Below are 12,717 nucleotides of genomic sequence, written 5' to 3' on the forward strand. Positions count from 1 at the left end.
ACGGGTTTTACCAGCCATCACGGGTCTATCGCGTCTCAAAACGGGGCGATGCGCGACCGCTGCGATGGCCGTCGGGACGGTGAAAGTGGGGCGATGGCGGGGGGTGTCCGGACGCGGGGTGAACGTCCGTACCGGGGCGTGGTTTTTTTTCGAAGCCGGATGCAACGGGAGCGTTTTCGTGGTTCGGGTACGGTCTATTGCGACTGTGAGACGGCTGCCCGACACGATGGCGGCTGGGTCTTGATAGTTAATGATTCGGCCGACACTTCGGACGCCGCCTTCCGCCCCTATGTCGGTTTCGGCCTGCGCGCGCAGCTGCAGACCCGCAGGCCCGAGGCGTTCGGCGGCTATGCCGGTGCGCCGCTGGTACTCGGCGCCTTCGGGGCGCAGCGCGCGCCGCTGGTCGGAACCGTCTCGGCGGGGGTCGGCTATCGCCTCAACGGCGGCATCGAGCTGTTCTCGACCGTCGAGGCGCAGACCGGCCGCGACGACCATCGCGAGAGCATCGCGACGGGCGTGCGCCTGCGCTTCTGACCGAGTGGACGCCGGTCCTTTGGGCCGGCGTCCGCACCGTTTCATCCCGCGGGACGGCTGCGGCTGCATCATTCGGCAAGTTTGTTCGTAGCTTGCCACTCGCATGCTGCGACTGCGAAGGAGCCCGTGATTGTCCGACCTGTCCGTGCCGATCGACTTTGCGCAACTGGCGCAAACCGAACTGGATCTGGCCGCCCGTTCGCCGACCACGGCGCGCCGGCGCGCGCACCTCGACCAGGCGGCGATCTTCGCGACGCTGGACGAACGGCAACGCGCCGACCGCGACGATGGCGACCGCTTCGCCGGGTACCCCGTGCCGACCCGATGACGGCTGTTCGGAGATGATCCGCCTATCGCGGAAGAGCTTCCCGGCCGGCTTGCAAATCTCGTCTCTCAATCAAGCCACCTTAAGGTTCCTTAAGGCCCACCTATCTTGTTGTTGCAAGATTTTGGCCCCGTAATTGTACCATCTTAAGGAACCTTATGAATTGTATCGACGGCATTTTCCGCTTGTTCCCAGACGCTTGACGCCACGGCCCGCCGTATAAGTTGTGCAAAAAACAGGAACTGCCCGCCGTCTGTTTCCGTGGTCTCCCGACCTCTCGTCCGGATGGCTGGCGTTGACCTAGGACAGGCGAACGTATGGCGACCAATCGCGCAATTATGCGGGTCGAGGCGTGCGCAGATCTAATGCCGCGGCGCACCGATGACCGCCGATCGCCGCTGCCGATGCTGCGCCCGTCTTACATTTTGTTGCGCACCGCCGGCGCCGCAACCCGAGGCCCCTTGCCCGGATTGTAGGACCATGGTCCCACAACATCCGCATCACCGGCCGGGACAGGCCGGGATGCCGCAAGGAGAGACATGATGGCTTATATGCTACTCGCCGGTCTGGCGCTCGGCGCTGCCGGCGCCACGCTCGGCATGACCGTGGATCATCGCACGCAGCTCGATCACCATAGCGGCCGCGTCGCCGTTACTTATCGTGGTGATGTCGCAATCCACCACAAGCAGGTCGGCACCGCGACGGGCGGCGGCCGCGGCGCGACGCTGCACTGCGACTGGACCGCGAAGATGACCGTCGCCCGCCACGCGACCGGCACCGGCGGCACGAGCATGAGCCGCCATATCGCCGATACGCCCGCGATCGCCGGCACCCGGCCGGGCTGGTGCATCACCAACCGGTCCGCGATCAGCGAGGAGGTCGCCAACCGCGCCGGCGACATGCAGCGCCATCTGGTGACGGTCGCCGAAGAGGATCATGCCGCCTTGCGCGCCGAACTCGACCGGCTGCACGGGGCGGAACGCACCGGATGATACGCATGCGGGCGATGATGCTGGGGCTCGTCGCGGCGGCCCCCGCCGCGGCGCAGGACGTGCCCTCCGCCGGCGTGACCGCGAGCGCGGAAGTGACGAGCGACGAGGTGCGGCGCGGACTGAGTTGGAGCGGCGGCCGCGCCGCAGTCGCCGGCGAACTGCGTGGTTCGCGCGGCGCGCTCGACGCGTCGGTGCGCGCGGTGACGCTGCGCGACAGTCCGCGCCATGCCGGCGCCGAGGCTGTCGTCGATCTGACCGCCGGCACCGGCTGGGACCTCGGCGCGATCCGGCTCGACGCCACCGCGACCGGGCATCTGTTCGCCGGTGCGCGCGGCCGGCTGTACTATGTCGAGTTCGGTGCCACCGCAGGCTATGGCTATGGCCCGATCTACGCGACGCTCGGCGTCGCGGTCGCGCCGTCGCAGGATGCGATCGGCGGCAGCAACGTGCATGTCCGCGCCGACGCCAACGCCGGCATCCCCGGCACGCCGTTCACCCTGCTGGCCGGGCTCGGCCATTCCTCGGGCAGCGTCACCGATCCCGTCCGCGCGGACCGGCTGCGGCCGGGCGGCAGCTATGTCGACTGGCGGCTTGGCGTCGAGCATCGCCGCGACCGGCTGACCTTCGGCATCGACTATCTCGGTACCGATGTCGCGCAGGCGGACGCCAGCACCCGCTTCGCCGATGCGCGCCACGCCGGCGACCGGCTGGTCGGTCGCGCGCAACTGTCCTTCTGATCCCACCGGCCGGAGCGATGTCCGTCAGTGGGTAACGGACCGAACGGGTCGCGTGATGAAGCGCTGGATCGTATCGCGCAGCCGGTCGTGCGACACCGGCTTCTGGATCACCGTGCCTGCGGACGGGCAGCCGCGACAGCCCTCGGGATGGCCGGTGACGTAGAGGACAGGGATGGGACCGCCCGCGCCGGTGATCCGCCGCACCGCGGCGACGCCGGTGCCACGGCGCAGCCTGACGTCGGCGACGATCAACGCCGGCACGCGACGCGTCGCCGCCTGTTCGGCCTCGGCCTCCGTCTCCGCCACCTCGACGGTGCGCGCACCCGCGAGGATCGCGGCATCGCACACGAACTGACCAAACAGATAGGAATCCTCGATGATCAAGACGTGCGGCATTAGGGACTTCCAGCTAACCGCTTGGAAAATGCCGTCAAAGCAGGATTGTTCCGTTAGTGTAACGATATTTGCAAGGCGACGGCCGTCTGACTGTCGACGACCTGCCGGTCGCGATGGTCCGCCAGCCACGTGGCGAAGTCGCCCGCTTCCATCGGCCGCGCGAACCAGAAGCCCTGCGCCTCGTCGCAGCCGAGCCGGGTGAGCACCATCGCCGCGGCTTCGGTTTCGATCCCCTCGGCGACGACGTGATAGCCGAGCTTCTTGGCGAGGCCGATCATCGTCTCGACCAGCACGAAATCGGGTCCTTGCGCGCCGGTCAGGTTGCGAATGAAGGCCTGGTCGATCTTGAGCACGCGCGCTGGCAGCCGCTGCAGATAGGCGAGGCTGCTGTGCCCGGTGCCGAAATCGTCGATCGCCAGGCAGATGCCCGCCGTGGCCAGTTCGCGCAGCATGGCGAGCGCCTGATCGGGCTGCGCCATGATCGCGCTTTCGGTGAGCTCGATCTCGAGCCGGTCGGGACGCAGACCACGCTGCGCGAGGCCGTGCTGGACGCGCGCGACGAAGTCGGCCTCGGTCAGATTGGCGGCGGAGATGTTGACCGACAGCGTCTGCGTGATCGCCGCATGGTCCCAGTGCGCCAATTGGTCCATCGCCGCATCGAGCACCCATTGCGTCGTCGGCCGCGCCAGCGAGGTCTGTTCGATGATCGGGATGAATTCGGCCGGCGAGATCTCACCGAGCTGCGGATGCCGCCAGCGCAGCAGCGCCTCGGCGCCGACGCAGCGGCCGCTCGCCATGTCGAGCCGCGGCTGATAGACCAGCCGCAACTGGTCGCCCGCCTCCAGCGCCGCGCCGAAATCGCGCAACAGACGATATTGGCGCTGGTGGGCGGTGTCGTTGGCGGCGGAGTAGAGCGCGATCGACCCGTCGGCGCGGCGCGCATCCTGCGCGGCGCTCGCTGCGCCGCGCAGCACGTCGTCGGGCAGCACGTCGCCGAGGACGAAGGGCCGCACGCCGATCGCGACGCTGGTGACGAACCGTGCCGAGGACGATCGGCGGATCAGCGCGAACCCCGATTGCAGCACTTCGAGATAGGCCGCCTGTTCGGTGTCGGGCGGCGACAGGAAGGCGAATTGCGCCGCTCCGACGTGATAGACGGTCCGGCTCGGCCCGAGCATCCGGGCGAGCGAGCGCGCCGCTTCGCGGATCAGCTCGTCGACGCGCGTGCCGCCCATCACGCGCGTGATCCGGCTGATCTGGTCGTCGCGCGCGAGATCGACCACCACCGCGAAGCGCGGCTCGCTGCCACGGTCGCGCGCAAGATCGGTCAGATCGTCGCGGAACTGGTTGCGCGTCGGCAGGCCGCTGATCGGATCGATTCGGCCGAAGGCGTGCTGCAACTCGATCTGCGCCATCACCATCGCGGCGAGATCGACCAGCCCGGCCAGCTCGGCCGGCGAGACCTGCCGCGGCACGGTGCCCAGGACGCACAGCGCGCCCAGGCCATAGCCGTCACTGGTGATCAGCGGCGCGCCGGCGTAGAATCGCGTACCCGCGCGCGCCAGCACGCTGTCGGCGTAATGAGGGTCAGCCAGCAGATCCTCGACGACCAGCGGCGCGGTCGATTCCGCGACCGCGGCACACGGCGCCTTGTCGCGCGGGATGCTGCAATGATCGATACCGACGCGCGACTTGAACCATTGCCGGTCGCGATCGGTCAGCGAGACGGCGGCTACCGGCAGGCCGAAGATCTGGCTCGCCATGCGGGTGATGCGATCGAAGCTTTCGCTCGGCGGTGTGTCCAGCAATTTGAGCTGGGCGAGGGCATCCAGCCGGGCGTCTTCGACGTCGTTCGCGCGCGGTTTCATTGCGATTTGGATTAGAAACAATGTCTTAAATATGTGTGGCGGCCGACCGCCGGCGGTCGCCGAGCCGCCATGAAACGCCTCGCCGCGCCTGGACGGCGTCGGGCGAGGCATTTACCCGGCCTTGGGGGGCACCGAGCGTCAGGATCACTGACGCTTATTCCCTAACGAAAGGTAAAGGCTCCGCTCAGGAATGGGCGAGCTGGCGGTCGGCCGGCGCCGGCTTGGCCAGCACTCCGGTCAGCGCGGCGAGCAGATCGGCCTGGCGGAACGGCTTTTCGAGCCGCGGCAGATCGGCCGCGAGACCGACCGCATCCGAATAGCCCGAGACGACGAGGACGGGCAGGCCCGGCCGCCGCGCGACGATCTCGCGCGCCAGCTCGACCCCGGTCATGCCGGGCATCAGATGATCGGTGACGAGCAGGTCGATCGCGCCCGCCTCGTCCAGACGGGCGAGCGCCTCGCTCCCCGAACGCGCCTCGATCACCGCGAAGCCCAGATCGACGAGCATGTCGGCGGTCGACGCCCGCACCAGATCCTCGTCGTCGACGAGCAGCACGGTGCCGGCGACCGCGGCCGCGGCGACGCCCGGCGCCGGACGCAACGCCGCGGCTGCCGCGCCGGCGGGCAGCCAGAGCGCCACCGACGTGCCTTCGTCGACATGGCTGTCGATCGTCAGGCGGCCGCCGAGCTGCAACGCCAGACCGTGCGCCATCGACAGGCCGAGCCCGGTGCCGCGGCCGACGCCCTTGGTCGAGAAGAACGGCTCGACCGCGCGCCGGCGCGTGTCGGCGTCCATCCCGGTGCCGGTGTCGGTGACGCGGATGACGACATAGGCCCCCGGTGCCAGCCCCGCCGCGGCCGGATTCTCCCCGTGCTGCGCCGACACGGTCAGCCGGCCGCCGCCCGGCATCGCATCGCGCGCGTTGACCGCCAGATTGAGCAGCGCCATTTCGATCTGCTGCGGATCGGCGATCGCATGCGGCAGCGCCGGGGCGATATCGAGCTGCAACCGGATCTGCGGCCCCAGCGTCGTGCCGATCAGGTCCGCCATGCCATGGATCAGCGCTGACGGCGCGACCGGCTCGGGGCGCAAAGGTTGCCGGCGTGCGAAGGCCAGCAGCCGCTGCACCAGCGTGCGCGCCCGGTCCGCCGACTGCAACGCGCCCGCGATCAGCCGCTGTTCGCGCTCCCCGCCGATCTGGCGGCGGTGGAGCATGTCGAGGCTGCCGATGATCGGGGTCAGCAGATTGTTGAAGTCGTGCGCAACACCGCCCGTCAGCGATCCCATCGCTTCCAGCTTCTGCGATTGCTTGAGCGCCTCCTGCGTCTCGACCAGTTCGCGGGTCCGCTCCTCCACCCGCTGTTCGAGCGAACTCGCCGCGCGGCGCAGCGCCTCTTCCATCACCTTGCGCTCGGTGATGTCGATGGTGACGCCCGCCATGCCCTCGACCCCGCCGCCCAGCAGCAGCGCCGGGCGGCCGCGCGCCTCGATCCAGCGCTGGTCGCCGGCGGGCGTGGTGATGCGATATTCGACGTGATAGTCGCGCCCCTGCGCCAAGCTGGCCTCGATCGCCGCGCGCACCCGGTCGCGATCCTCCGGCGCGACCGCGGCCTCGAAATCCTCGTAGGTGAAGGGCGCGGCGGGATCGCGGCCGAACGTCACGCGGCACGTCTCCGACGTCTCGAGCCGGTGGCCGAGCGCATCGAGCGCCCAGGTGCCCATCCGCCCGGCGTCGAGCGTCAGCGTGCGCAGCCGCTCGCTTTCCTCCATCGCGTGGATCAGCCGCGCATTCTCGATCGCGGTGCCGGCGAGCTGCGCGAGCATCTGCAACCGGTCGATCACCTCGGGGCCATGGTCGCCGGGCTCGGACCAATAGGCGCCGAGCGCGGCGACCGGTTCGGGCGTGCCGATCGGCGCCATGATCAGGCTGCGCACGAAGGTGGCGCGATAGGCGTCCTGCGGCACGCGCGGATCGGTGCGCACGTCGGCGATCACCGTCGTCTGGCGATGGCGCATCACCCAGCCCGAGATGCAGCTGTCGGCGGCATAGCGATTGCCGCGCCACAGCGGCCCGATCGCATCCTCGGCGACGTAATAGCATTGGTCGCCGTCCTTGAGCGCGACCGCGATCCCCTCGGCGTCGAGCGCGTCGCGCGCGGTCAGCCGCAGCGCCTCGACCACCGCGGCGATCGACCGGGCGGCGCCGAGCCGTTCGCTCGCTTCGCGGAGCAGCGCACTGACCTCTCGCCCCTGGGGCACTATCGGTTCCTTCGTGGGAGCGGGTCCCGCATGACCCTTATCATCTCCCCCCGGCGAACGCGACGAGACAAACAGCGTGAAACCGCGTGGATGGCCTGATCGCGATCGGCCGGGCGGCCGATTGCAATGATCCTGGCGAAGGATCGTTAAAGCCCCGTAACAGCAGGATGTCGCGACAGGATGAAATGCGCCGTCGGATCCGCCGCAGCCGATGAATCGGCCCGATCGGCGCTCCGAAGTCGCCTGACTCCCGCCGCATAACCCGCACGTCTTGCCTGATATCGATTGTCAATTGGCGCCGAGCCTGAGCTGTCTCCTGCGATCCATGTTGGAAAGGTGAGTATATGCGTCTGAATTTCCCTAAATCTTCCGCGGTTGTCGTGATCCTGGTCGGTGCCACCGCGCTCGGCGGCTGCGCGACCAAGGGGTTCGTCCGGGAGCAGATCGCCACCGTCAACACCCGCATCGACGGCATGGACGGCCGTCTGCGCACGGTCGAGGGCACCTCGGGCCAGGCACTCGCCCAGGCACAGGCCGCCGCGGGCCAGGCGCAGCAGAACGGCCAGCGCATCGACCAGCTCAATGGTCGCGTCGATGGCCTCGACCAGCAGGTCCAGCAGCAGGCGCAGCAGCGCGCCCGCCGTCCCCGCGGTTAAGCACCAGGGCACCGGACGGCTCTGCTGAACAAGATCGTGTCGACAGGGCTGTCCCGTCGCGGCCGCACGGCGCTCGCCGTGCTGGTCGCGCTCGCGCTGAGCGTCCCGGCTGCGGCAACCGCGCCGCAGCCGGGCGCTCGCAAGACCGCGCCGCGCGCCAAGGCGGCCAAAACCAAGGCCAAGACCGCGAAACCGGTCGCTCCCGTCGTCGTGCCGGCGCTGCCGCGCTCGGACGCAGCGAACCGGGTGATCGCATGGGTCGCCGCAGCGCACGACAATGCCGGCCTGCCCTATGCGGTGATCGACAAGCCGACCGCATCGCTCTTCCTGTTCAGCGCCAAGGGCGAATTCCTCGGCGAGACGCCGGTGCTGCTCGGGGTCGGCGTCGGTGACGAGTCCTCGCCGGGGATCGGCGCCAAGCGGCTCGAGGAGATCGGCCCCGCCGAACGGACGACGCCGGCGGGACGGTTCGTCGCCAAATTCGGCCGCGCCTTCGGCAACCAGCGCGTACTCTGGGTCGATTACGCCAATTCGGTCGCGCTGCATGCGGTGATCACCACCCACAAGAGCGAACATCGCGTCGACCGCCTGCTGTCGCCGACTCCCGACGACAACCGGATCAGCTTCGGCTGCATCAACGTCGGCACGAGCTTCTACACCAAGTCGCTGCGCCCGCTGTTCCAGAAGAAGGGCGGTATCGTCTACATCCTGCCCGACACGCTGCCGCTCGACGACGTCTTCCCTCGGCTGCGCCTGCTGCCCTATCTCGGCGCGACCGCCTGAAGCAGGTTTCGTTCGCGCGGAGGCGCGGAGGCGCAGAGATATATCGGATGGGTCAGCGCGGTCCCGTCATCGCATGGCCCGACGGGAAACGCCGCGGGCGCGGCAAATGCAACACCTCCGCGCCTCCGCGCCTCCACGCGAACCATCCTTCTGCTTTTGCTGGCTGCCGGTCTGACCTAGGCTGCCGCTGCGCCCCGGCACCGGAGGCGGTCATGCGAAGGAACGATCATGCTGATGCTCACGCTTGCCCTGCTGGCTGCGGCGGACCGACCGGTGGTGGTGAGCGCGCTGACCACCGGCCAGCTCGTCGAGCAATGCCGCGGCAAGGACAACGACCCGACCTCCAATTTCTGCACTGGCTACATCCTCGGCGTCTTCGACACGCTGTCGCTGGCCCGCCAGATCTGCCCGTCGCCGGCGCGCGCATCCAATATCGAGGTGCTGGCCTCGGCCCGCAAATATCTGCGCAAGCACAAGAAGGCCGCTGCCGCCCCGGCCTTCGTCATCCGCGACGCGCTGCGCGACACCTTTCCGTGCAAACGCAAGTAACGGCATGAAGGACTGGGCAGAGGTCGTCGCGACGGGGCTGGCGCTGCCCGGGGTCGAGCAGGGCAGCCGCTATGGCCGCCCGGCGTTGCTGTTCCGCGGCCGGATGCTCGTCGCCACCACCGCCCCCGACCCGGCGAGCTTCGTCCTCCACGTCGCTCTTCACGACAAGGAGGTGCTGATCGACACCGACCCTGCGACCTTCTGGGAAACGGACCATTATCGCGGCTGGCCGGCGATCCTCGTCCGCTATGGCACCACCGCGACCGGGCGCATCGCCACGCTGCTCGCCCGCGCCTGGTGGGACCGCGCCACCATCGCCCAGCGCCGCGGCTATGGCGAACGGCCGTGACGCGCCTCACACCGGCATCAACAGGCTGCCGCTGGTCTGCAGCCGCTCGATATCCCGGCGTGGCGGGGCACCGAACAGGCGAGCATATTCCCGGTTGAACTGCGACGCGCTGTCATAGCCGACGGCGAAGCCCGCGCTTCCCGCGGTCGCCCCTTCCGACAGCATCAGCCGGCGCGCCTCCTGCAAGCGAAGCTGCTTTTGATATTCGAGCGGCGTCATCTTGGTCACCGCCTTGAAATGCTCGTGCAGCGACGACGGACTCATCCCCGCGGCCGCGGCGATGTCGCCGATGCGCAATTGCCGGTCGAAGCCGTTGCGGATGAGCGCGATGGCGCGGCTCACCTGGTTGAGGTGACTGTCGGCGACCGCCATGTAGCGGAGCGCGGCGCCGTGCGGGCCGCTGAGCAGGCGGTAGAGGATCTCGCGCTCGATCAGCGGTGCCAGCGTCGGGATATCCTCGGGCCGTTCCAGCAGCCGCACCAGCCGGATCGCCGCATCGATCAGATCGTCGTCGCTGCGATAGACCGCCAGCGCCGGCAAATCGGCCTTCGGCGCGCGGCCACCCGCGGCGAGGATGAGGTCCGCCAGCGCGGCCTGGTCGATATCGATCTTGCAGCACAGATAGGGCGCTTCGGCGCTGGCCTCGGTCACGTGCCCGACCAAGGGCAGGTCGACCGACACCAGCAGATAGTGCGTCGCATCGTAGACCAGGCTGCGATCCGCCAGCGACACGCGCTTGGCGCCTTGGGCGATCAGGCAAAGCGACGCGTCATAGACCGCGGGCAGCGGCACCGTTGGCTCGTCGGCACGAAACAGCGACAGCCGTTTTACCGCCGTGCTCGCCATGCCGGTGCGGGTGATGTGCCGCGCGACAAGGGCGGCGAGGTCGGCGATCCGGGTCATCGCCTTTGTGTGTCCGTATCCCGCCACGCCCGCAAGCGCATCGCTGCGGTTTCGGAGGATCGTGCAATACGTCCGGGGGATCGCTCTCACGCTCCGGCCGGCGCCGGTGCCACCTGTGTCGCGTCACAGCGACAGCAAGGAAAGCATCATGACCGACGTCATCGACAAGACCATCCTGATCAGCGGTGCCTCCAGCGGCATCGGCGAGGCGACGGTACGCGAACTGGCCACGACGGGCGTCCGTCTGTTCATCGGCGCGCGCCGGACCGACCGCCTGGAAGCGCTCGCGGCCGAGCTCGGCGCCAATGTCGGCTGGCAGGCGCTCGACGTCACCGACGCGGCGAGCTTCGCCGCCTTCGCCGACGCCGCACAGGCGCGGTTCGGGCGTATCGACGTGCTCGTCAACAATGCCGGCGTGATGCCGCTCTCGCCGCTCGCCGCGCTGAAGCAAGACGAATGGACGCGGATGATCGACGTCAACATCCACGGTGTGCTCAACGGCATCGCCGCGGTGCTGCCGCGCTTCGTCACGCAGGGATCGGGGCATGTCGTCAACGTCGCATCGATCGCGGCGCATATGGTGATGCCCAGCGCGGCGGTCTATTGCGCGACCAAACATGCGGTGTGGGCCATCACCGAAGGCCTCCGGCAGGAACATGACGACATCCGCACGACGATCATCTCGCCCGGCGTCGTGGCGACGGAGCTCGGCAACGACATCACCGATCCGGACATCGCGACCGCACTGACGACGTGGCGGCAGAAGTCGCTCACCCCCGACGCGATCGCGCGCGCGATCCGCTATGCGCTCGCGCAGCCCGACGGCGTCGATATCAACGAGGTCATCGTCCGACCGACGGCCGCCGGAATGTAGCCCCCGGACGCCTCCCGACGGCCCGCCCCGGGAGCGGGGGCGGGGGCCGTCGGGGGCATGCGCGATCAGGTTACATTTTGTGTCGCGGACGTCGCGAGGGATATGTGACCGATGCGGGCGGTTCCACGGTCGACGAAGCCGGAGCCACCATGACCAAGACCCTCTTTGCGCACCTTGTTCTCGCCTCGACGATGCTCGCCGGGGCGGCGCATGCGCAGTCCGCACCCAAGGTCGTCGGGCTCGCGCCGCAGCCCGAACCCTATGCGACGGCATCGGTGATCAATCATCCGCGCACGATCGGCTGGCCCGAGGGGCGCACGCCGGTCGCGCCACGTGGCTATGAGGTGGTCAAGTTCGCCGGCGGTCTCGACTATCCGCGCCAGGCGTTGCTGCTGCCCAATGGCGACGTGCTGGTCGCCGAGGCGCGCACCAAGCCCAAGCTGGATGCCGAGCCGGAGGTGCAACGCGGCCAGGCGCTGTCGAAGACCGCGGGATACAGCGCCAACCGCCTCACGCTGCTGCGCGACGCGGACCGCGACGGCGTCGCCGAGCAACGCTTCGTCCTGCGCGAGGGGCTCAACCAGCCGTTCGGGATGCAATATGCCGACGGTCGGCTCTACGTCGCCAATACCGACGGGGTGGTGAGCTTTCCCTATACGCCCGGGCAGACGCGGATCACCGCCGCGCCCAAGCCGCTGATCGCGCTACCTGCGGGCGGCTACAACAACCATTGGACGCGCAACCTGCTGCTCAGCCCGGATGGGCGGACGCTCTACGTGTCGGTCGGCTCGGCCTCGAACGTCGGCGAGCACGGCATGGCGGAGGAAAAGCGCCGCGCCGGCATCCTCGCGGTGGATGTCGCGAGCGGACGCGAGCGGATCTATGCCTCGGGCCTGCGCAATCCCGTCGGCATGGCGTGGGCGCCGGCCAGCGGCGTGCTGTGGACCGCGGTCAACGAGCGTGACGAGATCGGCGACGACATCTCGCCCGACTATCTCGTCGGCGTGCGCGACGGCGGCTTCTACGGCTGGCCGTACAGCTATTACGGCAGGCAGGACCCCCGCCACGCCAACGAACGCCGCGATCTGCTAGCGACGACGCTGATGCCCGACGTCGCGGTCGGGGCGCATGCCGCGGCGCTCGGCCTCGCCTTCGCCAAGGGGGATGGGCAGACCGCCTATGTCGCGCGCCACGGATCGTGGAACCGCGCCAGCTTCAGCGGCTATGACGTGCTTGCGGTGCCGTTCTCGGCAGGTCGGCCGACCGCGGCGCCGCAGCCGTTCCTCACCGGCTTCGTCGCCGATGCCAAGAAGGGCGAAGTCTACGGCCGCCCGGTGAGCGTCCAGACGCGCGAGGACGGCGCGGTGTTCGTCGTCGACGATGCGGGCGACACCGTCTGGCTGGTGCGCCGCACGTCGTGACCGTCACCACGCCTCTTCAGCCTTCGCATTGACCCCGTAGATCTGCTTGGTGGTTCGCAGCGCCTCGGCA

At 68.9% G+C, this 12,717-nt stretch carries 14 protein-coding genes; 10 read left to right on the forward strand and 4 right to left on the reverse strand.

The window, feature by feature from the left end:
* The first annotated feature begins 240 nt into the window (after positions 1-240).
* The 4 genes from AC07U4_RS21215 (at position 241) to AC07U4_RS21230 (ending at position 2,588) form a co-directional block, all read left to right on the forward strand.
* Positions 241-534 (forward strand): hypothetical protein, encoded by a 294-nt coding sequence (locus AC07U4_RS21215; protein ID WP_495196955.1) that lies wholly within the window; start codon positions 241-243, stop codon positions 532-534.
* Between the two features lie 130 nt (positions 535-664).
* Positions 665-862 carry a hypothetical protein gene (locus tag AC07U4_RS21220; RefSeq protein WP_495196956.1) on the forward strand — a complete coding sequence of 66 codons (198 nt, stop codon included), beginning with the start codon at positions 665-667 and terminating at the stop codon, positions 860-862.
* A 539-nt stretch (positions 863-1,401) separates the two neighbouring features.
* The gene (locus tag AC07U4_RS21225) at positions 1,402-1,851 is read left to right on the forward strand and encodes a hypothetical protein (protein ID WP_495196957.1); all 450 of its coding nucleotides are present in this window, start codon (positions 1,402-1,404) and stop codon (positions 1,849-1,851) included.
* Positions 1,852-1,856: 5 nt separating this feature from the next.
* The gene (locus tag AC07U4_RS21230; protein WP_495196958.1) at positions 1,857-2,588 is read left to right on the forward strand and encodes a TorF family putative porin; all 732 of its coding nucleotides are present in this window, start codon (positions 1,857-1,859) and stop codon (positions 2,586-2,588) included.
* 24 nt (positions 2,589-2,612) lie between these two features.
* Here AC07U4_RS21230 and AC07U4_RS21235 read toward each other — a convergent pair whose 3' ends face one another.
* From AC07U4_RS21235 to AC07U4_RS21245, 3 genes are all read right to left on the reverse strand, one after another.
* Positions 2,613-2,984, reverse strand: a complete 372-nt coding sequence (locus tag AC07U4_RS21235) for a response regulator (RefSeq protein WP_495196959.1) — start codon at positions 2,982-2,984, stop codon at positions 2,613-2,615.
* 53 nt (positions 2,985-3,037) lie between these two features.
* Positions 3,038-4,852: a putative bifunctional diguanylate cyclase/phosphodiesterase gene (locus tag AC07U4_RS21240; RefSeq protein ID WP_495196960.1), complete on the reverse strand. Its 1,815-nt coding sequence runs from the start codon at positions 4,850-4,852 to the stop codon at positions 3,038-3,040.
* 184 nt (positions 4,853-5,036) lie between these two features.
* Positions 5,037-7,112: an ATP-binding protein gene (locus AC07U4_RS21245; RefSeq protein WP_495196961.1), complete on the reverse strand. Its 2,076-nt coding sequence runs from the start codon at positions 7,110-7,112 to the stop codon at positions 5,037-5,039.
* A gap of 380 nt (positions 7,113-7,492) precedes the next feature.
* Between AC07U4_RS21245 and AC07U4_RS21250 the strand changes: the two genes are divergently transcribed.
* The 4 genes from AC07U4_RS21250 (at position 7,493) to AC07U4_RS21265 (ending at position 9,449) form a co-directional block, all read left to right on the forward strand.
* Complete coding sequence (locus AC07U4_RS21250) at positions 7,493-7,768, forward strand: hypothetical protein (RefSeq protein ID WP_081974588.1); 276 nt, start codon at positions 7,493-7,495, stop codon at positions 7,766-7,768.
* A 36-nt stretch (positions 7,769-7,804) separates the two neighbouring features.
* Positions 7,805-8,551 (forward strand): hypothetical protein, encoded by a 747-nt coding sequence (locus AC07U4_RS21255; RefSeq protein WP_495196962.1) that lies wholly within the window; start codon positions 7,805-7,807, stop codon positions 8,549-8,551.
* 228 nt (positions 8,552-8,779) lie between these two features.
* A complete protein-coding gene (locus tag AC07U4_RS21260; protein WP_495196963.1) occupies positions 8,780-9,100 on the forward strand; it encodes a Rap1a/Tai family immunity protein in 321 nt (106 codons plus the stop codon).
* A 4-nt stretch (positions 9,101-9,104) separates the two neighbouring features.
* Positions 9,105-9,449: a hypothetical protein gene (locus tag AC07U4_RS21265; protein WP_495196964.1), complete on the forward strand. Its 345-nt coding sequence runs from the start codon at positions 9,105-9,107 to the stop codon at positions 9,447-9,449.
* A 6-nt stretch (positions 9,450-9,455) separates the two neighbouring features.
* Here AC07U4_RS21265 and AC07U4_RS21270 read toward each other — a convergent pair whose 3' ends face one another.
* Entirely contained in the window at positions 9,456-10,352 is an 897-nt protein-coding gene (locus AC07U4_RS21270) for an AraC family transcriptional regulator (RefSeq protein ID WP_495196965.1), read from the reverse strand.
* Between the two features lie 148 nt (positions 10,353-10,500).
* Between AC07U4_RS21270 and AC07U4_RS21275 the strand changes: the two genes are divergently transcribed.
* A complete protein-coding gene (locus AC07U4_RS21275) occupies positions 10,501-11,226 on the forward strand; it encodes an SDR family oxidoreductase (protein ID WP_495196966.1) in 726 nt (241 codons plus the stop codon).
* Between the two features lie 149 nt (positions 11,227-11,375).
* Positions 11,376-12,647 carry a PQQ-dependent sugar dehydrogenase gene (locus AC07U4_RS21280; RefSeq protein ID WP_495196967.1) on the forward strand — a complete coding sequence of 424 codons (1,272 nt, stop codon included), beginning with the start codon at positions 11,376-11,378 and terminating at the stop codon, positions 12,645-12,647.
* Positions 12,648-12,717 lie beyond the last annotated feature (70 nt).

The sequence above is a fragment of the Sphingomonas sp. GW821-FHT02B09 genome (assembly GCF_059421875.1).

Excerpts from the sequence above, each read along its gene's own strand:
- AC07U4_RS21265 (WP_495196964.1), top strand. The coding sequence starts at position 9,105 with ATGAAGGACTGGGCAGAGGTCGTCGCGACGGGGCTGGCGCTGCCCGGG.
- AC07U4_RS21280 (WP_495196967.1), top strand. The coding sequence starts at position 11,376 with ATGACCAAGACCCTCTTTGCGCACCTTGTTCTCGCCTCGACGATGCTC.
- AC07U4_RS21270 (WP_495196965.1), bottom strand. The coding sequence starts at position 10,352 with ATGACCCGGATCGCCGACCTCGCCGCCCTTGTCGCGCGGCACATCACC.
- AC07U4_RS21240 (WP_495196960.1), bottom strand. The coding sequence starts at position 4,852 with ATGAAACCGCGCGCGAACGACGTCGAAGACGCCCGGCTGGATGCCCTC.
- AC07U4_RS21230 (WP_495196958.1), top strand. The coding sequence starts at position 1,857 with ATGCGGGCGATGATGCTGGGGCTCGTCGCGGCGGCCCCCGCCGCGGCG.
- AC07U4_RS21235 (WP_495196959.1), bottom strand. The coding sequence starts at position 2,984 with ATGCCGCACGTCTTGATCATCGAGGATTCCTATCTGTTTGGTCAGTTC.
- AC07U4_RS21225 (WP_495196957.1), top strand. The coding sequence starts at position 1,402 with ATGGCTTATATGCTACTCGCCGGTCTGGCGCTCGGCGCTGCCGGCGCC.
- AC07U4_RS21275 (WP_495196966.1), top strand. The coding sequence starts at position 10,501 with ATGACCGACGTCATCGACAAGACCATCCTGATCAGCGGTGCCTCCAGC.
- AC07U4_RS21260 (WP_495196963.1), top strand. The coding sequence starts at position 8,780 with ATGCTGATGCTCACGCTTGCCCTGCTGGCTGCGGCGGACCGACCGGTG.